Source organism: Lacipirellula parvula (assembly GCF_009177095.1).
Taxonomy (GTDB): domain Bacteria; phylum Planctomycetota; class Planctomycetia; order Pirellulales; family Lacipirellulaceae; genus Lacipirellula; species Lacipirellula parvula.
The window spans coordinates 6,222,919-6,242,066 of record NZ_AP021861.1 but is presented as its reverse complement, the minus strand read 5'-3'; the positions used below and the strand labels follow the sequence as shown (position 1 = coordinate 6,242,066).

The window sequence follows — 19,148 nt, the reverse complement described above, 5'->3', positions numbered from 1 at the left end:
GGCCGCGGCTCAATCCGCGGCGGGCGGCAGGTCACATCGACTTCCGCTGCTGTTGCGGCTAAAGCAATGCTTGGGCCAAAACTTGGTGCAAGCTACAAGTATTTGTGGTGTATTGGTTTGCGTTTAGTGCGTGATGTAGGGCGGCGAATTGATAGAGATGCTGAGCTACAATTGATGCAGGTCGCCCGACATTCAATGCCGTCCGTTGCCGTCGCCCATGTCGCTCTTCACGCCCGCTCAACGCCGTCTCGCCGCCGCGATTGCGAAGCTTGGGTACACCAATCCGTTCCATCCGCAGCGGATCGAATGGGAACGCGAAATTCTGGGCGAGGAGTTCAGCGGCGCGCAAGCGGTTTGGAGCCTGCAACTGGCGGCGACGACGCCTGATCAAAATCATGCGCGGATTTCAGCGCATGTGGCGACGCTCGTGCGCGACGCGAGCGCCAAGCTCGAAGCAGGCGCGAAGGCGGAGCCGATCGAACTGGAGCTTTACGCCGACGCGGTGCTCTATCACCTGTTCGATGAGTACCGCATCGAATTCCAGCAGATGATCGAAGCGGCGCACGCCGGCGAGCCCGCGACGCAGGTGCGCTTTTGGCGGAAGTTTCGCGACGACGTGGCACGGTACTTCACGCCGGCCGGGAGAGAACTCGGCATCGGGTACGATCCGGCCCACATGCTCGCCTGTTACTTTCAGTTCCGTCGCGCGTTCTTCCACGTTTACTTTTTCATTGTCGGTCGCTCCCCCGCGGCGGCGCGGTTGCGGAGTATGGTGTGGGAGTCGATTTTTACCCACGACCTACGGCGCTACCAACGCTCGATCTACCGTTGCCTCGGCGACGTGACGACGCTGATCACGGGCCCGTCGGGGACGGGAAAGGAACTCGTCGCCCGCGCGATCGGATTGTCACGCTACATTCCGTTCGACGAGGAGCGGGGCCGGTTCGTCGAGGACTTTTGCACGGGGTTCCATCCGGTGAACTTGTCGGCATTGTCGCCGACGCTCATCGAATCGGAACTGTTCGGCCATCGTCGCGGGGCCTTCACCGGCGCTGCTGCCGATCGCGTCGGCTGGTTGGAAACGTGCCCCGCACATGGGGCCGTGTTCCTCGACGAGATTGGCGAGCTCGATGCTTCGATCCAGGTGAAGCTGCTACGCGTGTTGCAGAGTCGCATGTTCCAGCGCTTGGGCGATACCGTCGAGCGGCGGTTCCCGGGGAAGGTGATTGCGGCGACGAACCGCGATCTGGTGGCGGAGATCGATGCCGGCCGCTTCCGTGAGGATTTTTACTATCGCCTTTGCGCCGATCGGATCACGACGCCAACGCTACGCGAGCAACTCGACGAGTCGCCGGAAGATTTGGAGCATTTGCTGCTGATGAGCGCTCAGCGGGTGGCGCCGGAAGAGGCGGAGTCGCTCGCTGGCGAGGTGGCGGCTTGGATCAATAAGCATCTCGGGCCGCGCTACCCGTGGCCGGGGAACGTGCGGGAACTGGAGCAATGCTTTCGCAACGTGATGATTCACGGCGCGTACGCGCCGGCGGTCGCCGCGAAGTCGGCGGGCGATGAGTGGGAGTCGACGGCGCGGGCGATCCGCGGCGGCGAACTGACGGCGGAGGAATTGCTGCGTCGCTATTGCCGCATCGTGCATGCCCACTGCGGGAGCTACGAGCAAACGGCAAAGCGAACCGGCCTCGATTGGCGAACGGTAAAGAAGAAGCTAACCGAGTAGCCGCGGGTCAACGACCCGTCTCTCGTTCCCACGCTCCGCGTGGTAGCGTCTTTCTCGACGCTCTGCATCATGCAGTTCGTTGCAGTGTCTTGCGCTGTTGGAGATGGCTGCCGCTTCGTGTGGCATCGCGCGACGCGGAGCGTCGGTCTTGGCGTTCCCACGCGGAGCGTGGGAACGAGGTTACCGCGCAATCGTCGCTTCGAGGTCCTTGCTCAGCGTCGGCGCTCCGCTGTTGATGCTAGGCCCCGCTTGCCCGCGATCGTGGCGGCTCCACCAAACTTCCGCCTGCTCGATCGACCACTCCGCCGCGGCAGCTGAACGGGCCAAGCGTTGCGCGAGATCGCGGGCCGTTTGCGGCCGCTTCGAGCGCGACTTCTCCAGGCATGCGAGAATCGCCTCTTCCAACTCCACCGGCACCGGCTGCCCCAGTCGGACCGATGGCGCCACCGGTTGTTCGTTCATATGCTTGTCGCACAGCTCGACGACCGACGTCGCTTCGAACACCGTGCGACCCGTCAGCAGGAAGTAACCAACGGCGCCGACGGCGTAGATGTCGCTGCAGCCATCGACGGAGCCGGGCATCTGAATCGCCTCGGGCGACATGTAGAGGGGCGTTCCAGCCATCGCACGGTCGTCGCCGTCGCGTTGCTCTTCGCGAGCCTTCACGAGGCCGAAGTCGAGTACCTTCACCACATCCGATTCGCCGCCGCGGCGGGTGAGGAATAGGTTGGCCGGCTTCACGTCGCGATGAACGAGCCCCTTCGAGTGGGCCTCGTACAGCGAGCCGCACATCTGCCGCATGAGATGAATCACGCGGCCAGCGGGCTGCGGGCCGTAGCGCTCGACCAGAGTTTGCAGGTCGATTCCTTCGAGGTACTCCATCGCGTAGTAAAACACTCCTTCGGGCGTGCGGCCGAAGTCGAAGATTTGCACCGTGTTGGGGTGCGTTAGCTGGCTGGTGATCTGCACCTCACGCTCGAAGCGGGCGATCGATTGATCGGTGACGATCGCGGCGTCGAGGAGCTTGATCGCCGTCGGTCGGCGGAGCATCGCGTGGTGCCCCTTGTAGACGACGCCCATGGCGCCGGCGCCGAGCTTTTGTTCCAGCTTATATTGGCCGAGTTGCTTCGCCTCGACGGCCGCTTCACGGGCTTCGCGTTGTAGGCGGGCGACGCGGAGCGTGAACAGGAAGATCGCGATGGAACTGAGCATCAAGAGGCCGAGCAGGCCCCAGAACGTTCGCTTGAGAATGTAGAGCGGGCCATAGGCTTCGCTCATGTCGACCTCGGTGGCGAGTCCGAAGTTGTACTTGTCGAGCCAGGTCCAGGCGGCGACCGACGGGACGCCGCGATAGTCGTTGTGGCCCTCGAGGTCGATGCCGCTCTTGCCGGCGGCGGCTGCGGCGACGACAGCGGTCGGCGGCATTTCCGAGCGGCGAATCTTCGGCCGGAAGCCGGAGGTAAGGTCGCCGCCGGGGTCGCGCACCAGCACGGTGAGAATCGAGTGGGCGTCGGGCTGATCGGGTAGAACGCCGAGCAAGATCAGCTCGTCGTCGAACCGGCTGTTGGAGAGCATCAACCCGTCTTTGTTGAAGGCGTACGTTTCGCCTGATTCGTTGATGCGCCCTAGCTGCAACAACTGCGTGAAGTCGCGCTCGGGTTGAATGCGCAGGCCGAGGGCTGCGATGACTTGGAAGTTTTCGTCGCGAATCGGGGCGCTGACGATCATCGTGGGGACGCCGGTTCGGCGGGTGCCGTCGCCTTCGCGGAGAGCGGAAACGCTGGGGTAAGGGGCGGAGACGCTGCCGACGCCGTCGAGCGCTTTGTCGACGAACAGCTGCATGCCGGCCGGGGCGTCGATGCCGATGATTTCGGGTTCCGACGCAGCCTGCGTTTTTCGGTCGCGATCGACGAGGACGTAACCAATGTAGTGGTGCGAGTTCATCGCCGGGCCGAGGCTGTCGGCGAGTTGTTCGCGCAGTTTGGCGATCGTGGCTTCGTCGGTCGCTTCGCCGTTAGGTTTGAGGGCCGTGAGCAATTCGTCAACGATGCGGCGAGTCTGTGCGTTGTTCGCCATCGCTTCGGCATTGCGCTCCTGCGTCGCCATCCAGCGCTCGATCATCGAGCGTTCGACTTTCAGCAGCGTCTGCAAACTCGAATGCAGATTGGCCTTCATCGTCGATTCGATGGCATGATGAACGGCAAAGCCGAGCGTTGACAGCAGCACGATGGCGATGATCGGCCAGAGCCAGAGCTGCTTCTTGAGGAAGAGCCGCGTGCTGGTGAGCGTGTGCGAAACGCTGCGGGCGGCCCACGTCATGTGGGCTGCGGGGGCACGGCTGCTGCCATGGTGGTGTGTGCTGCGGCGGAAGCGGTCGAGGAGGCTCATCGGCGAAGAAGAAGGCTTTGGTGAATCGGTGTCGGAATGCGGTATGGCATGTTAGCCCCTGGCTCCGCCAGGGGGTTGCGCGGCGTCAGGGTACGTTATGTAGTGTGGAGGCTCACCCCCGGGAGGAGCCCGGGGCTAGGAGGGGGGCGACGCAGCCTCTTGGGGAGGAAATCTGCAGTAAAATCGAGTATAGTCACCCGATTGGCCCGGTGGTTGGCCCGTCGATTTCCCGAGGCGCTCGTGATGCAGGATTCAGAACAGCCGAGCCGCCCCGAATTCGAAAAGCCCGGGACCTTCTACCTGGGCCGGGACTACAACGTCGGCCTCAGCCAGGCGGGGGAAACGCCGCTGCTGTACGACAGCCAGAATCTCACCACTCATGCCGTTTGCGTCGGCATGACCGGCAGCGGCAAGACGGGCCTCTGCATCTCTTTGCTCGAAGAGGCGGCCCTCAACGGCATCCCGGCGATTTGCATCGACCCCAAGGGGGACCTCGGGAATCTATTGCTTGCGTTCCCGGAGCTGCGGCCCGGCGACTTTCAGCCATGGGTCGATCCATCGGTCGCGAGCCGAAAGGGAGTCTCGGCCGAGGAGCTAGCCCAGCAAACGGCCGAGCTGTGGAAGTCGGGGCTCGCCAAGTGGGACGAAGATGGGAATCGCATCCAGCGGTACGTCGATCGCGTCGATCGGGCGATCTACACCCCCGGTTCAAGTGCGGGACTGCCGCTGACGGTGCTGAAGTCGTTCGACGCCCCGCCGCAAGCGGTGCTCGACGACGCGGATGCGCTGAACGATCGGATTCAAGGCGCCGCGTCGGGGTTGCTCGCGCTGCTGGGCATTACCGCCGATGCGGTGACGAGTCGCGAGCACATTTTGCTGTCGAACGTGCTAGGGCAAGCGTGGCGCGACGGCCGTTCGCTCGACCTTGCTGGTTTGATTCACGAGATCCAGCAGCCACCGTTCAAACGGGTCGGCGTCGTCGATCTCGATACGTTCTTCCCTGCGAAGGATCGGCTTGAGTTCGGCATGCGGCTGAACAATCTGCTCGCGTCGCCGTCGTTCGCCAGCTGGCTCGAAGGCGAATCGCTCGACGTGCAGCGATTGCTCTACACGGCAGAGAACAAGCCGCGGCTGTCGATCATTTCGATCGCCCATCTCACCGACGCCGAGCGGATGTTCTTCGTCACAATCCTGCTCAACGAAGTGATCGCCTGGATGCGGTCGCAGCCGGGAACGGGCAGCCTGCGGGCGATCCTGTACATGGACGAAGTCTTTGGCTTCTTCCCGCCGACGGCCAACCCGCCAGCAAAGCGGCCGATGCTCACGCTTCTGAAGCAGGCCCGCGCGTACGGCTTGGGCTGCGTGCTCGCGACGCAAAATCCGGTCGATCTCGACTACAAGGGCCTGTCCAACGCCGGCACCTGGTTCCTCGGCCGGCTGCAGACGGAGCGTGACAAGGCTCGCGTGATCGAGGGGCTCGAAGGCGCCTCGGCCGAAGCGGGGGCCAGCTTCAATCGCAAAGAAATGGAAGCGACGCTCGCCGCGCTCGACAATCGCGTGTTCGTGATGAACAACGTCCACGCCAGCGGGCCGCAGGTGTTCCAAACGCGGTGGGCGCTCTCCTACCTCGCGGGCCCGCTCACGCGTTCGCAAATCAGCACGCTGATGGCCGATCGCAAACGCCCGGCGGGGTCTGCTTCAGCGGCCCCGTCTGCAGCGCCCGCGACGTCGCCTCCCTCTGATGCCTCTCCAGAATCCCCCGCCTCAGCACCCGTGCCCCAACGCCGGACGCTCAACTCCGCCGCCAGCAGCCGCCCAGTCCTCTCCGCCGACATCACGCAACGCTACTGGCCGCTCGACGACAGCGTAAAACCAGCGGCTGGCGAACGGCTCACCTACCGCCCCGGCTTGTTCGCCGTGGGGCGTCTCCATTTCATCCGGGCAAGCGACGGCGTCGACGTGTGGCGAGACTTTGCGGCGCTGCAGCCGGTGCATGGGGAACTGCCGCAGCCGTTGTGGGAAACGTCGCAGATCATGGCCGAGCGGCCGACGCTGCTCGACGAACCGGAGCCAAGCGCCGCCTACGGCGACCTACCGAGCGAGATGGCGGTAGAACGGAACTATCGTCGCTGGGATGACGACCTGAAGAACCACGTGTACCAGTCGGAACGGCTCACGCTGTGGGAGTGCGCGGAGTTTGATGAACGGTCGCTGCCCAATGAGTCCGACGAAGCATTTCGCCAGCGGCTGCTGCCGGAGGTGATTAAGCGGGTCGAGAAAGAGGTCGATGAGGCGGAGTCGGCGGTGAGTGAATCAAGGTGGTGGTTTTTCAGCGGAGCTTGGCAAGCACTCGCCCGCGCGGCAGAGATTATTTTGGTGCGCGTGTTCGGCGGACGCAGCCGAAAGCAGCTGATGACGGCGTCGATGTCGAATCAGATGAAAAAGGGTTGGGACAAAAGTGCTGAAGCAAAGTCTCAGCTGCGTGAGAAATTGCGCGACCTCGAACGGCTCAAGCGGCTCATGGCCCCGCCAGGCGAGGAAGTCGACGCCGATGTCGAGCCACTGCACGAACTGAAACTGACCAAGATCGAAGTCCCCCCACGGAAGGGGGACATCGAAGTACAGCCGGTGTCATTGGCGTGGTTGCCGTGGTGGATCGGCGACGACGGCGCGGCCCGCACGGCGTACTGAAAACAGACAGCCCGCGAATTACCGGCGCTCTTGGCGTCCTTGGCGGTTCAAATTGAATTTGTTCCTCACTGATTAAGACGACGATATGAACGAACGCGAACGTTGGATTATTTACCCGCTGTTGTTTTTCGCTCTCGGCGCGGCGCTCCGTGACAAGTTCACGCACGAGGTGAAGACCGACCAACTCCGTGCCGGCAAGATTATGTGCGAGGAGCTAGTCGTCTACGATTCGGAGAAGCCCGATCGAGCGGTCGCTAAACTGAGCTCCAACCCGCCGCTCAAGAACGCGCCAAACGCCGATCGCTATGGCGTCTTCGTGCTGATCGACAGCGAAGGGAAAGAGTTGTGCGGCGTGACGAACAATCAGCTGCAGGTGAGTCGCATCGCTTGCAACGTGGTGTCGATCCTCGATCCTCAGAATCCCAATCGAGCTCTGGCGCTGCTGACGTCCGCTGCTGGCGCGAAGACGGATGGCTCGGCGCGTCGGTTGGGAAGCCTCATCCTCACCGATAGCGACGGCGTTGAGCAGTTCGGCCTCGCGGACGACCAACTCCGGATGCGTCAAGTCGTTTGCGAAGGCGTTGCAGTCGTTAATCCGGGCAACCCCGCGGAAATTTTGGCCGGGCTAGGATCGGTTCCTGTCGAGGTTGAAGGCCAGCAGGGCGAAGACGCACAGGGCAGGCGGATTGGCGTGCTGGAACTCAATCACCAAGCATTGATCAGCTTGCGCGGGAATCCCTCCGAACGGCCGCTGGAAAACCAGCCTCGTGAAAAATCGACGCCTGAAGCGGGCAGTTCGACCGATCAGAACGACGGCGTCGAAGAAACCCCGGCGAAAGCAAGTCCAACGCCGCCAGCCGCTGAAACGCCCGATTCCCCTGCGGAAATTAAGGACGAGAAAGCGTAGCGCCGGGCCGCGCGTTAAACGCTTACGATGATTCGAGCGGTAGCGGGGGACCGGAGCGATTCTTCGGAAAAGTCTGTCCGCCGGCCCAACGAGTGCGTTGCATTGGGGCTCCCCGCAACGCTACGTTAGTTGGGCACTTTTTGCCCGCGACAGAATCATCATCCGCTGCCTGCTGGCAAGGAGTACCTCATGCGGCCCGCGACTCATATGCTGCCTGCACTCTCCCGATCACGATTTCGGTACGACATTTTCTCTCTTCTTCGAGCGGTCATGCCAGCAGAAACGCCCACGCCGCGATCTGAAATGAGAAGCGTCGCCGAACTATTGCGCCGTCGTGCCGCCGAGCGTCCCGATCAACTGGCGTTCGCCTTCCTCGCCGAGTCTGGCGGAAGCGACGCCAGCCAGCGGGTTGAGTGGACCTACGCTGAACTCGATCGCCGTGCTCGTGCCGTGGCCGTTGAGCTCAGCCGCGTGGCAGCGCCAGGCGACCGGGCGGTGCTCATCTTCCCGCCAGGGCTTGATTTCATCGCCGCGTTCTTTGGCTGCTTGTATGCCGGCGTGCTGCCGGCGCCAGCGACCTATCCGAAGCCGCGTCGCCCGTCGTCTCGGCTCGATGCGATCGTTGCTGACTGCAAGCCGACCGCCGCACTCACCACGAGTGAAACGCTCGGCCTGATGCAGCTCGACGAGCAATCGCCGGCCGTGCGGACGCTGGAGTGGATCGCCGTCGACCGTTGCCGTGATGCGGAATCGTTCAAACAGTTGGTTCCGCGAACGCCAAGCGACGCTGCGTTCCTCCAATACACTTCGGGCAGCACCTCGCAGCCGCGCGGCGTCGTTGTAACGCACGGCAATTTGCTCCATAACCTGGAGCTGATTCGCACGGGCTTTGGGTTAGCGCCGGCGGAAGAAGCCGTGGCGCCGCAATCGGGCGTCTTCTGGCTGCCGGCCTACCACGACATGGGACTAATCGGCGGCATCCTGACGCCGATGTACGTCGGCGGCACGTCTTACTTCCTGGCGCCCGCGACCTTCCTGCAACGGCCGGTCACTTGGCTGGAAACGATCTCGCGGACCGGCGCCGCGATCAGCGGGGCGCCGAACTTCGCTTACGAACTTTGTGCTCGCAAGATTACGCCTGAGCAGCGTGCCGGGCTCGACCTCAGCCGCTGGAAGCTTGCCTTCTGCGGCGCCGAGCCGATTGATTCTCGCGCTCTCGATGAATTCGCCGTGGCGTTCGGGCCGCAAGGCTTCCGCACCGCAGCCTACTATCCCTGCTACGGCCTCGCCGAGGGGACGCTAATGGTGACGGGCGGCGGCGGGGCCAACGGGCCGCGCGTGCTCCATGCCGATCGGGCCCGACTGGCGAAGCATCGTCTCGCTGCGGTAGCGGCAGGCGAGGCGTCGCAACCGCTGGTAAGCTGCGGCCGGCCGCTCGGCGATCAACTCGTGCGGGTCGTCGATCCGCAGACGTTCGAGCCGTGCCTCGAAGGGCAGGTCGGTGAGATTTGGGTCAGCGGCGGTTCGGTGGCGAAAGGTTACTGGAACCACCCGGAAGAGTTATGGCAAACGTTCGGCGGCCGCTTGGCTGACGGCAGCGGGCCGTTCCTACGGACTGGCGACCTTGGCGCCTTCGATGGCGGCGAACTCTTCGTCACCGGTCGTGCGAAGGATGTGATCATCATTCGCGGCCGCAACCTCTATCCGCAGGATGTCGAGCGGACCGCTCAGCAAGCTCACGCCGCGATCGATCTCGGCGCCGCCTTCGCGGTGGAAGTCGATGGTCACGAGCAGCTCGTCGTTGTTCATCAAGTCCGCCGCGAGCATCGGCGCGAGGACATGGCGCCGGTGCTGCGGGCGATCCGTGCGGCGATCGTCGAAGAGCATGACGTCGATCCATATCAGATCGTGCTCGTGCGGCCGGGCGGCGTGCCGCTCACGTCGAGTGGTAAGATTCAACGCAGCCACTGCCGCGACATGCTCGCAACGAATGGCTTGGAGCAACTCGCTGCTTGGCAGCAGTCGCCTACCGCGACGCCGGTGGACGAACTCGCCGAAACCGTGACGTTCCGCGCCGATGCAGCTGTTGCGGTCGGAGCTGACGGACGACCAGAGTTTCTGCATCGGCTGGCAGAACTGACGCCGCCGGAGTTGGCCGAGCAGATTCAAACCTGGATGATGAATTGGCTCGAAGAGCGAGCGGAACCGGGTGCCGGCGAAATGTCGCCAACCGCGCCGTTCGCAGAGTCGGGAATGGATTCGCTCACCGCGCTGGAACTGAACGTCGAGTTCGAGAAAGTGCTGGGCGTGCGCTTGCCCCCGGCGGCGGCGTGGAGCTATCCAACTCCCGAATTGCTGTCGCGATACCTCGCCGACGAGATGCTAGGGACAGCTTCGGCAAACGCACCCGGCGATAGCGAGACCGATTCCTGGTTCGCCGCCATGGAAGCCGACGGCCAACCGAAGTAAGCGTCAACCTCGAGCGTGCTGGGAAAATCCCTTGTGGGAGGCGTCTCCGACGCCGATGACGGTCACCGCTGCAAACAGTTGTGATAGCTCAACGCGGCTTCGGGGTCAGAGACCCCTCCCACAGATCGTTTGAGCAACTCCATCACTTCGTTGAACTGCTCGCAGTCGCGGGCGTGAGATTGGCGTCGAAGCTCGGCAGCAGCGCCAGCGGTTGCACGACCGAGTGCGCAACGGGCGCCGCGGGCAATTGCACCGGCGGTAGGGGTTCGGCGCCGAACGGCAACGTCGGCTCGGGCGTCGTCGGCGCCGTTTCCTCGACAGGCGTCTTGATCGCTTCTTTCTCGACCGGGATGCCGAGGCCAAGCGGATTCGACTCCAGCGAATGCTGGTCGTAGGTTCCGCCGCCGACTACTGGCTGGCGAGCCGACGCGTAGTTCAGCACCCGCGGCCGGCCCCGCAAGCGATCGCGTTCAGCCGCATCGGCGTACGCCTTGTCGGGCCACCGCGATTCGGCCAGCACAACGCCGTCGTAATCGAGCAGCGTTCCCTTGGCGAAGTGGACGTTCTTGATCGCAATGGCATACTCGGCCATCGCTTGGTAGTAGCTGCTTTCCGCTTCAGCGAGACGGCGTTGTGCTTCGAGCACGAAATCGAGCGGCGCCTTGTCGGCGTCGTACGCCGCTTCGACGGCGTCGAGTTGATGGCGGGCTGCATCGAGCCGACGACCGGCGGTTTGCGTGACGACGACCGTGCGGTCAAACTCCGCCATCGCGTTCGCGGCGTCGTGGAGCACCAAATGCTCTTGCTCTCGCAGCACGGCGCGGGCGCGGGTGAGTTGCAGTTCGGCGTTGCGTGCCGCGGCGGCGCCTTGGCGGAAGCCAATCGGCACGTTCAACTCGAAGCCGACTTGCCATTCCTGGAAGTCGCCGCTCACGAGATCCATGTAGGCATTGTCGAAGCGGTCGCGGCCGGTTGAATCGCTGGCAAGGAGGTCATGGCCAAAACCGCGCCACCGCTGCCGGGCGACGGCGTCGAGCCGCGGCAGCAAGTAATTGCGGCTAGCAATCTGTTCGAGTTCAAACCGCCGCGTGACCCAGCGTTGGCGGCGAAGTTCCGCGCGACGCACGAGCGATTCACGCGTGATTTCGGTCCAGTCGAAGCGAATCGGCGCGCTCACCGGTTCGTCGGAGGGGCGAATCAATCGACCGTCGCTCGGCGGGAGGCCGACGAGCATGCGAAGCCGGCGTTCGGCGACTTGGACGCCGCCGCCGCCGCGGAAGGTGCCGCCGCCGCTGCCGTTGTTCACGCTGGTGCCGCCAAGCAGCCGGCCAGCCAGAGCGTTTTCGACGTCTTCCTGGAAGCGGTAGAATTGTTCGCGAGCCTGCGCTTCCTTTTCCGCTTCGCCGCCGCGGCGGCCGGAAACGTAGAGTGCGTTGATCCGCCGCCACGTTTCGAGCGCCGCATCGCGGGCGGCGATCTTCGCATCGAGATCGCGGTAGGCGAAGTAGAGATCCCAGTAAGCGTTTTCGACGTTGCTCAGCAGGTCGCGCACTGAAATCTCAAAATCGGTGAGCTCGACGTCGGTGTTGAGCCGGGCGACGAGCACGCCGTTGTAGAGGCCGGGCGTGTTGCTGGGGCCAGCGATGCGGTTGAACTCGACGCCTGCGCCTTGGAGCAACGGTTGGCGAGCTTCAACTTCAAAGTTCGTATTCCACGCACTCGGGAACAAGTTGCTGGGGGCGTTGTTCGCGTCGTAATCGGTGTAATGTCGTGCGGCGAACTGCGTACCAGTGGCCGAACGCTTGGCGATTTGCGTCTGCTGTACGAGCAGGTCTTGGTTGAGCAAGCGCGTGCCGCCGCCGAAGAACTCGTTGTTCAGGGCGCGGTCGTTCTTCTCGCCGAAGACGCTGCTGGTGAGCTGCGCGTCGAAGGCCGCCAGCGCCGCGTCAACGCCGAACCGCGGGTTCGTTTCGACGACCGCGGGATTCCAGTACGTTTCGACGGTGCCGGGTGAACGGAGCACGGTGCCGCCGAGATCGCGAATGACGTCCGACTGGGCGAGCGTGATCCGCACCGCCTCTTCGAGCGTCATGTTCCAGTATTCCATCTGCCCCAGCGAGGCGAGCGTTAGCGGCTGCACGGCCGCCCAATCTTGCTCGTTGTGGCTGCAGGGAGAAACCTCGGGGTACTCGATTTTCGTCGCCAGGGCTCGGTAGCAGGTGTCGTCAACTGCCTTGAAAGTCGCCTTCTCGCGCACGCGGCAGCCCTCGGCCAGCATGAGGCTGGCGAGCAGCGACCAAACGAAAGCGGGATGACGCGTCCAGCGCATGGGCGACGAGCGATGAGCTTTCCGAGGCGGCAAGCGACCGCGTGTGGCCGAGAACTTGGAACCTCGCAGCAGTTTTTCGTCACGGTAGAACCGGTAGAGCTACGAATTTCGTTAGAACCCCGATCGCTTGCGCAATCTGCTTATCCTGCCGCGCGGCGATCGCGTTGCTGCCGAAATCGTTCCGCTGGCGCCGGCTCGCTGCGAGCGAGTTCTGCGCGAGGCTGCGTATACTGGACGAGATGTCTCCTCGTTCTCCACTCACCGACGCTGCCGATGCTAGCTGGCTTCAGCTAGAGGAACTGGTGGAGCGCCTGCACGCGGCGGCCCGCAGCGAAGCAACGCCGCGGGAGTTTTACCGTCGGCTGCTAGCGGAAACATGCGCGGCAGTAGGAGCGACTGGCGGCGCTGGTTGGCGACGTGTAGCGCCGGAACGGCTGGAGGTCGTTGCAGAGCTGCAATCGGATTCAGCAGGCGTGCCGCCAAGTATCGCATCGCGGCGCGACGCCGTGTTACGAGCGTTCGCCGCGCCACAGTTGGCGCCGACCATTGCGGCGGACGCTGTCGGTGTTGAATCAGTCATTGCGCCGATCGCCGACGCTGCGGGCGGCGGGGCGCCGGGCCATGGAGCGATCGGGGCGTTGGAGCTTTGGTTTCCGTCCAGCGATAGCTCGACCGTTCAGCAAGGGCGCCGCGAACTGGCGTCGACGCTCGCCGCGATTGCCGCCGACTTCCATGCACTTACCGAGCTGCGCGAGCGACGGGCGACCGCCGGCTTGCAGCAGCATGCCGTCGACTTTTTGCGTCGCATTCAACAACCGCGCGATTTGGAGGGGACGGCGTTCGCGGTTGCTAACGAGGCTCGTCGACTGCTGCAGTGCGATCGCGTGTCGTTGCTACTGCGTCGCGGCGAACAGTGGCGGCTCGTCTGCGTGAGCGGCGTTAGTCGCGCTGATCGGCAGAGCGAGATGGCTCGCCTCGCCGCTCGGCTCGCGGAAGACGTTGCCAATTGGGGTGAGCCGATTACGCACGTCGCCGATCGGCTCGACGACGCCGATTTGCCGACGCGGCTGGCGGCGACGCTGGCCGAGCATCTCGATCATTCCCACGCCTGGCAGTTAGCTGCGGCGCCATTTTCTTTTGGTTATTCGCATTTGCGCGACGAGCGAGTCGCCGGGCAGGGAGGCGAGCGCAGTTCGAATCGCTGCGATCTAGTGCTCATCGCCGAGCGTTTCGACGGGGCCGCGGATGACGCCGTGCTGCGGCAACTCATCGAGATTGGCGAACTGGCCGCTCCGGCGGTTGCGAGGGCTGCGACGCTCGATCAGTTTACGGTGCGGACGATGCTGGCGTGGTCAGATCGACTGGCGGCGCTCCGCGAGCCGGTTAGTCGCCGCCGTGCGTTGTGGATTGCCGGCGGCATCGTCGCCGCAGTGCTCGCGCTGATTTTTGTGCCGGCGACGCTGACGGTGGAGGCGCCCGCGACGCTCGCCGCGGCCATCGAACGTGAGATTTTTGCGACGGCGACAGGTTCGATTGCCGAGGTTCGCGTCGCTCACGGCGATCGCGTGAAGCAAGGCGACGTGCTGATTGTGCTCACTGACCCTGAGCTTGCCCTCAAGCTGCAACAAGTGCGCGGCGAAATTGCGGCGGCTCAAGAGCGGCTCGATGCGCTCGCCGTGACGCGGACTGACCGGACGCTCCGCGACCGTGAAACGGAAGATCGCCTGCCGCTCTCCGCCGAGCAACGGCAACTCGAAGAACGGCTAGCCGGGCTGAAAACGCAGCGGCAGTTACTTGAAGAGCGGCATGCGGCGCTCACGCTGCGGAGCCCGATCAACGGCGAGATTCTCACCCCCGATGTTCAAACGCTGCTCGCGTCGCGGCCTGTCGAGCGTGGCGAGGCGCTTCTCACCGTGACCGACGCATCGACCGGTTGGTTCGTCAATGCCGAGGCGGCGCAACGCGATGTTGGCGAGATCCTGGCGGCGCAACGCGCGGCGTCGGGCGACAACGCCGAGGTGACCGCGAGCGTGCGGCTCTCTGGCGATGTGGCACAAACTTACCCCGCTCATTTGATGGCCGTCAGCTCGGCTGCGCCGCTCGCTGCAGACGGGCTGGAGGACGCCGTGCCTTCGATGCGAGTGCGGCTCGCGCTCGACGGGGAACCGCCGGCCGAAGCTCGGCCAGGCATGGCGGCCGCGGTGCGGATTGATTGCGGCCGCCGCTCGATCGGCTACGTCTGGCTGCACGATATGTGGGCGACGGTGTACCGCTGGCTGACGTTCTAGAAGCAACTGAGAGTGAACGAGACGCGATGAAGCTGCGATTCCACATCACGATGGTTGCGGTGTTGCTGTGCGGCACACTCGCCGGCGCGGCCGAGACGACGATCGATTCCGTCGTCTTGCGGCCGATGGTCGAGGCGGAAGTTCCGGCGCGGCAGACCGGTGTGTTGGCGACGATCGCCGTCGAGGAAGGCGCCGCCGTCGCGGCGGGCGAACTGTTGGCGTCGCTCGACGATCGCGCCGCCAAACTAGCGGTGGCGAAGGCGGAACTGGAGCGATCGCAGGTGCAAGCGAAGGCGGCAAGCGAACTGCGAATCGAGTACGCCGACAAGGCGCTCGAAGTAGCTCGCGCGGAGATGAAGCGCTCGAGCGAATCAAACGAGAAGTTTGCCCGCAGCATCTCGCAGTCGCAGCTCGACGTCGAACGGCTCACGGCAGAGAAGCTAGAGCTCGAGCGCCGCCAAGCGGAGCATGAGTTGGAGATTGACCGCTACGAACTCAAGCTGAAGGAAAACGGCGTCGAGTCGGCGCGGCTTGATTTGGAGCTGCATGCGGTGAAGGCGCCCTTCGCCGGCGTCGTCGCGCTCGTTCGCGGCAGGGCAGGGGAGTGGGTCGAGCCGGGTGCGCCGGTCGTGCGACTGGTCGCCGTCGATCGCTTGCGGGCCGAGGGGTTTGCACCCGCCGAGATTGCCGCCACCACGCCGGTAGGCAGCAAAGTGAAGTTTGCTATCGGCGCTGAAGGCGACGCCTTTCCCGCCGGTGGGCACGTCGAAGGGACGCTCCGTTTCATCAGTCCTGAAATCGACCCGATCACTGGCCAAGTGCGCGTGTGGGCGGAGATCGACAACAGCGCCGGAAAGCTTCGCCCTGGCCAGCAAGGGAAGCTAAGCCTTCCGACAGAGATCGTCGCTCCAACAAACTAACTCGCACCTCGCCGCTCGCTACCCGCAACTTTTCCCATGCCTGCCGCCGATTACCGCCGCGCCGTCGCCGATCGCATCCTCCCGATGCGCACGCGCGGCGATTTGCACATCGTCGAAACGGCGTTCGACGGCGACGCGGCGTACATGGTGAAAGACCCCGTCACGGGCGAGATATTTCAGTTCTCCAGCGAAGAGCAGGCCCTGCTCACGGCGCTGCGGCAACCGGTTAGCCTCCGCTCGCTGCAGCGTGAACTCGAAACGAGCTTCGCCCCACGGCGGGCGACGATCGAGCAGATGCAAGAATTCGTCAATCGCGTCTACGAGCAAGGGCTGCTCGTCGGCGAGATTCCTGGCCGCGGCGCCGAATTGTGCGAGCGCGGACGCCGCCACAGCCGACGTGAGCGTTGGTCGAACCTGCTGCAGCTTCTGTCGATCCGCGTCGGCGGTTTCGACGCTGGTCCGCTCGTCGATCGGCTCTACCGGTCGCTCGGTTGGGTATTCTCGCGAGCGGGCGCCGTGGCGGTCGGTCTGCTGATGGCCGCCGCGATCTATGTCGTTGTCAGCCACGCTGGACAGATCGATACGGGGCTCAGCGGCCTACAGCAACTCGCCCAGTCGCGCTGGTTGCCCATCTGGTTTGCCGCGGTCGCCCTGGTGAAGGTCGCTCACGAGTTCGGCCACGCGCTGGCTTGCCGCCGCTTTGGAGCCCGGCCGCGCGAGATGGGACTGCTGTTGCTCGCCGGCATGCCTAGCCTGTACTGCGACGTCTCTGATGCGTGGCGGCTGCCGAGCAAATGGCAGCGGATCGCCGTTTCGGCCGGCGGTATGTTCGTCGAATTGATCATCGCGTCGCTTGCCGCGATTGTCTGGTCGATCAGCGAGCCGGGCATCGTGCAGGCGATCGCGCTCAGTCTGCTGGTCGTCTGCAGCGTGGGGACGCTCGCGATCAACGCGAATCCACTGCTGCGGTACGACGGCTATTACATTCTCTCCGACTGGCTGGAAACGCCGAACCTTGCCGAGCGGGCTCGCGGGCTCGTCGGCGTGGCGTGGCGCCGCTGGCTACTCGAAGAGCCCGATCCGGTCGATCCGCTCCTTTCGCCCGCTAAGCGGAGGACGTTATGGATTTATGCGATCGGCGCCAAGGTTTACCTGGCACTGGTGATGGCCGGCCTGTTCATCTTGATGCTCAAGTTGGCTCGGCCCTACCAGTTGCAGAACCTCGTTTACAGCCTCGCCGCGGTGACGCTGACGGGGGTGCTTGCGCGGCCGATCGGGGCTGCCGTGCGATTGGCGACCAATCCGCTCGTGCGGTCGCGCTGGCGTTGGGATCGGGCGGCGCTCTCGGCGAGTGCGTTGCTGTTGGGATTGACCGCGCTCTATTACCTTCCGATGGATCGCCGCGTTGAGGCGCCGCTGGTGATTGTGCCGCAGCAGAACCATCCGCTCTTCGCCGTGGCCGCTGGCGAGTTGCGTCGCGCGCTGCCGGCCGGCGCCGAGGTAGCGGCCGGCGACGTTGTCGTGGAACTTCACAATCCGGAACTCGAACTTGCCCGCGCCGAGGCCGCGGCAACGGTCCGCGAGCGGGCCGTCCGCGTCTCCCAATTGCGTGCGCTGCAGGCAACGTCGCCTGCCGCTGGGCGGCAGCTTCCCGCGGCTCGGGCTGAACTAGTTGATTCCGAGGCTCAACTCGCCGAGTACGAGGCGATGGTCGCTTCGCTGACGATCCGCGCTCCGCACGCCGGCCGCGTCGTCGCTGCTCCTGACCGGCCAGCCGATCGCCGCCGGAGCGATCAACTCGCTACGTGGAGCGGCTCGCCGCTCGATCTGCACAACCAGGGGGCTTGGATCGAACCGAAGACCCCGCTCTGTGTGATCGCTGGCAGTTCGGCCGCAGCGGCCTGGGCCGGCGTCGAACAGGCCGACGTCCCCGTTGTTAGTGCGGGGCAGACTGTGCACGTGCTCGTCGACGAGCAGCCGTTTAGCGCCCTCACGGGCCGCGTGACGCATGTGGCGAGTCGAGGACATGCCAACCACGCTGCCGATCGCGATGGCACGCCGCCGGCCGCTTCGCCGCTTGGCGATGCTCGCTACCACGACGTGAAGATCGAACTCGACGACGCGCTGCCGCTGCTACCCGGCTCGCGCGGCGTGGCGAAGATCACGATCGAGCGGTCGAACCTAGGCACGCTTGTGATGAACGCGCTGGGACGGACGTTCCATCGCGTGTTCTAGCCCCGGGCTCCGCCCGGGGGGCGGTTTCCATGTCGTTGAACGTCGCGGCGCGCAACGCCACCCCCGGGCGGAGCCCGGGGCTAAGGAATCAAGAACACCAAGCCCACCGCGACGGTTGCTTCAACCACCGCGGCTCGCGTGTCCCACGGCATATAGTTCCGCTGCCACGGCACGCGATCGCCCGGTCGGTAGTAACCAAGCGTGTAGACGCACTCGCGCGGCGGATTGACCGTCATCTTGTACGGCAGCGCCGGGATGGTCAGGAAGAAGTGGGCGCCCGACACCAACGGCTGCACGCACGGCCGGCAACCGTAGCCGTAGCGTTCGAGATTTACTTCCTCAAAGTAGAGCGGCTGGTGGCAGAACTGCGTTGCCGACCAGTTGAACATCTGATCGCCCCAGCCACCTTCGAGTCGCGGGTCGCCGACGATCGGCATCGTCACCGGCGGCGGGTCGCCTTCTTGCCGTGCCATGGCGCCTGGCATCTCGCCGGGCGGGAGGCGGACATCGACGCCGACGCTGGTGATCGGCCGGTAGATGCGGCGGGCGTCGGCCTCGGGGTCGTTGAGGGGTTCGTCGCGCTCGTCGATTGCCTCGGCCGCGTTGGCCGCGGCTTCGCGTTGGGCGTCGATAATGGCGTTGTCGATCGGCGGCTCCGCCAACGGCGGTTGCTTGAGCGACTGCGGCTGCTGCAGCGACGCCGGCGCTTGGTAGGCGGCGCTGGTGGCGCCTTCCTGCGGCACATCGAAGCGGCTGGTCGTCGGCTCGGCAAGCAGGTCGCCCGCCAGCAATGTCACAGCCGCCGTTGCCAGCAACGTGCCGCGGCGCCAGAGCGGTAGTCTCGACTGAGTATTCATCAGCGGATCGACGGAACCGGGTCGCTGGGGCCTTGGAAGCCACTCGCCGCCGCGCCCCGACGGCGCCGGCAGAAGGCCCTCATCGTCCAGATTTCGACCCGCTCCAACCCCTTCCTCCAGTAGAAGCGGCGCCGCCCGCAAACTTTGCCACGGCGAGTGCGTATGGGGAGAAGCGACGGCATTTCGGCTCCGTTTGCACACCGTCAGCAATACCGGTAGCCGGAGGGTCACGCCCTCCGGGCGGCCTGCCGAGCAAGCCAATGTCACGCGAAACGCCCCCGGCCCGCGTGGCGGACCGGCTAGGGCTGATCGGGCGATTGGCGGTGCTCCGA

10 protein-coding genes are annotated in these 19,148 nt (G+C 64.6%); 7 read left to right on the top strand and 3 right to left on the bottom strand.

The window, feature by feature from the left end; translation table 11 throughout:
* Positions 1-217: 217 nt before the first annotated feature.
* Positions 218-1,732 (top strand): sigma 54-interacting transcriptional regulator, encoded by a 1,515-nt coding sequence (locus PLANPX_RS24400; RefSeq protein ID WP_152101243.1) that lies wholly within the window; start codon positions 218-220, stop codon positions 1,730-1,732.
* Positions 1,733-1,912: 180 nt separating this feature from the next.
* Here the strand turns inward: PLANPX_RS24400 and PLANPX_RS24395 are convergent, their stop codons facing one another.
* Entirely contained in the window at positions 1,913-4,120 is a 2,208-nt protein-coding gene (locus PLANPX_RS24395) for a serine/threonine protein kinase (RefSeq protein WP_152101242.1), read from the bottom strand.
* Positions 4,121-4,363: 243 nt separating this feature from the next.
* Between PLANPX_RS24395 and PLANPX_RS24390 the strand changes: the two genes are divergently transcribed.
* From PLANPX_RS24390 to PLANPX_RS24380, 3 genes are all read left to right on the top strand, one after another.
* On the top strand, positions 4,364-6,811 hold the full coding sequence (locus tag PLANPX_RS24390) for an ATP-binding protein (protein WP_152101241.1): 2,448 nt from the start codon (positions 4,364-4,366) through the stop codon (positions 6,809-6,811).
* A gap of 85 nt (positions 6,812-6,896) precedes the next feature.
* The gene (locus tag PLANPX_RS24385) at positions 6,897-7,718 is read left to right on the top strand and encodes a hypothetical protein (RefSeq protein ID WP_152101240.1); all 822 of its coding nucleotides are present in this window, start codon (positions 6,897-6,899) and stop codon (positions 7,716-7,718) included.
* A 303-nt stretch (positions 7,719-8,021) separates the two neighbouring features.
* Entirely contained in the window at positions 8,022-10,187 is a 2,166-nt protein-coding gene (locus tag PLANPX_RS24380; RefSeq protein WP_172992309.1) for an AMP-binding protein, read from the top strand.
* A 142-nt stretch (positions 10,188-10,329) separates the two neighbouring features.
* On the opposite strand, the gene PLANPX_RS24375 is transcribed toward PLANPX_RS24380, so the two are convergent.
* Positions 10,330-12,516 (bottom strand): TolC family protein, encoded by a 2,187-nt coding sequence (locus PLANPX_RS24375; RefSeq protein WP_152101238.1) that lies wholly within the window; start codon positions 12,514-12,516, stop codon positions 10,330-10,332.
* Positions 12,517-12,755: 239 nt separating this feature from the next.
* Here PLANPX_RS24375 and PLANPX_RS24370 point away from each other — a divergent pair, with 239 nt between their 5' ends.
* The 3 genes from PLANPX_RS24370 to PLANPX_RS24360 are packed head-to-tail and all read left to right on the top strand — an operon-like array spanning position 12,756 to position 17,959.
* The gene (locus PLANPX_RS24370) at positions 12,756-14,804 is read left to right on the top strand and encodes a biotin/lipoyl-binding protein (RefSeq protein WP_152101237.1); all 2,049 of its coding nucleotides are present in this window, start codon (positions 12,756-12,758) and stop codon (positions 14,802-14,804) included.
* Between the two features lie 26 nt (positions 14,805-14,830).
* Positions 14,831-15,724: an efflux RND transporter periplasmic adaptor subunit gene (locus PLANPX_RS24365; RefSeq protein WP_152101236.1), complete on the top strand. Its 894-nt coding sequence runs from the start codon at positions 14,831-14,833 to the stop codon at positions 15,722-15,724.
* A 36-nt stretch (positions 15,725-15,760) separates the two neighbouring features.
* Positions 15,761-17,959 (top strand): site-2 protease family protein, encoded by a 2,199-nt coding sequence (locus PLANPX_RS24360; protein ID WP_152101235.1) that lies wholly within the window; start codon positions 15,761-15,763, stop codon positions 17,957-17,959.
* Between the two features lie 80 nt (positions 17,960-18,039).
* Here the strand turns inward: PLANPX_RS24360 and PLANPX_RS24355 are convergent, their stop codons facing one another.
* Positions 18,040-18,816 carry a hypothetical protein gene (locus PLANPX_RS24355; RefSeq protein ID WP_152101234.1) on the bottom strand — a complete coding sequence of 259 codons (777 nt, stop codon included), beginning with the start codon at positions 18,814-18,816 and terminating at the stop codon, positions 18,040-18,042.
* Between the last annotated feature and the right edge of the window lie 332 nt (positions 18,817-19,148).

Excerpts from the sequence above, each read along its gene's own strand:
- PLANPX_RS24400 (WP_152101243.1), top strand. The coding sequence starts at position 218 with ATGTCGCTCTTCACGCCCGCTCAACGCCGTCTCGCCGCCGCGATTGCG.
- PLANPX_RS24395 (WP_152101242.1), bottom strand. The coding sequence starts at position 4,120 with ATGAGCCTCCTCGACCGCTTCCGCCGCAGCACACACCACCATGGCAGC.
- PLANPX_RS24390 (WP_152101241.1), top strand. The coding sequence starts at position 4,364 with ATGCAGGATTCAGAACAGCCGAGCCGCCCCGAATTCGAAAAGCCCGGG.
- PLANPX_RS24385 (WP_152101240.1), top strand. The coding sequence starts at position 6,897 with ATGAACGAACGCGAACGTTGGATTATTTACCCGCTGTTGTTTTTCGCT.
- PLANPX_RS24380 (WP_172992309.1), top strand. The coding sequence starts at position 8,022 with ATGAGAAGCGTCGCCGAACTATTGCGCCGTCGTGCCGCCGAGCGTCCC.
- PLANPX_RS24375 (WP_152101238.1), bottom strand. The coding sequence starts at position 12,516 with ATGCGCTGGACGCGTCATCCCGCTTTCGTTTGGTCGCTGCTCGCCAGC.
- PLANPX_RS24370 (WP_152101237.1), top strand. The coding sequence starts at position 12,756 with ATGTCTCCTCGTTCTCCACTCACCGACGCTGCCGATGCTAGCTGGCTT.
- PLANPX_RS24365 (WP_152101236.1), top strand. The coding sequence starts at position 14,831 with ATGAAGCTGCGATTCCACATCACGATGGTTGCGGTGTTGCTGTGCGGC.
- PLANPX_RS24360 (WP_152101235.1), top strand. The coding sequence starts at position 15,761 with ATGCCTGCCGCCGATTACCGCCGCGCCGTCGCCGATCGCATCCTCCCG.
- PLANPX_RS24355 (WP_152101234.1), bottom strand. The coding sequence starts at position 18,816 with ATGAATACTCAGTCGAGACTACCGCTCTGGCGCCGCGGCACGTTGCTG.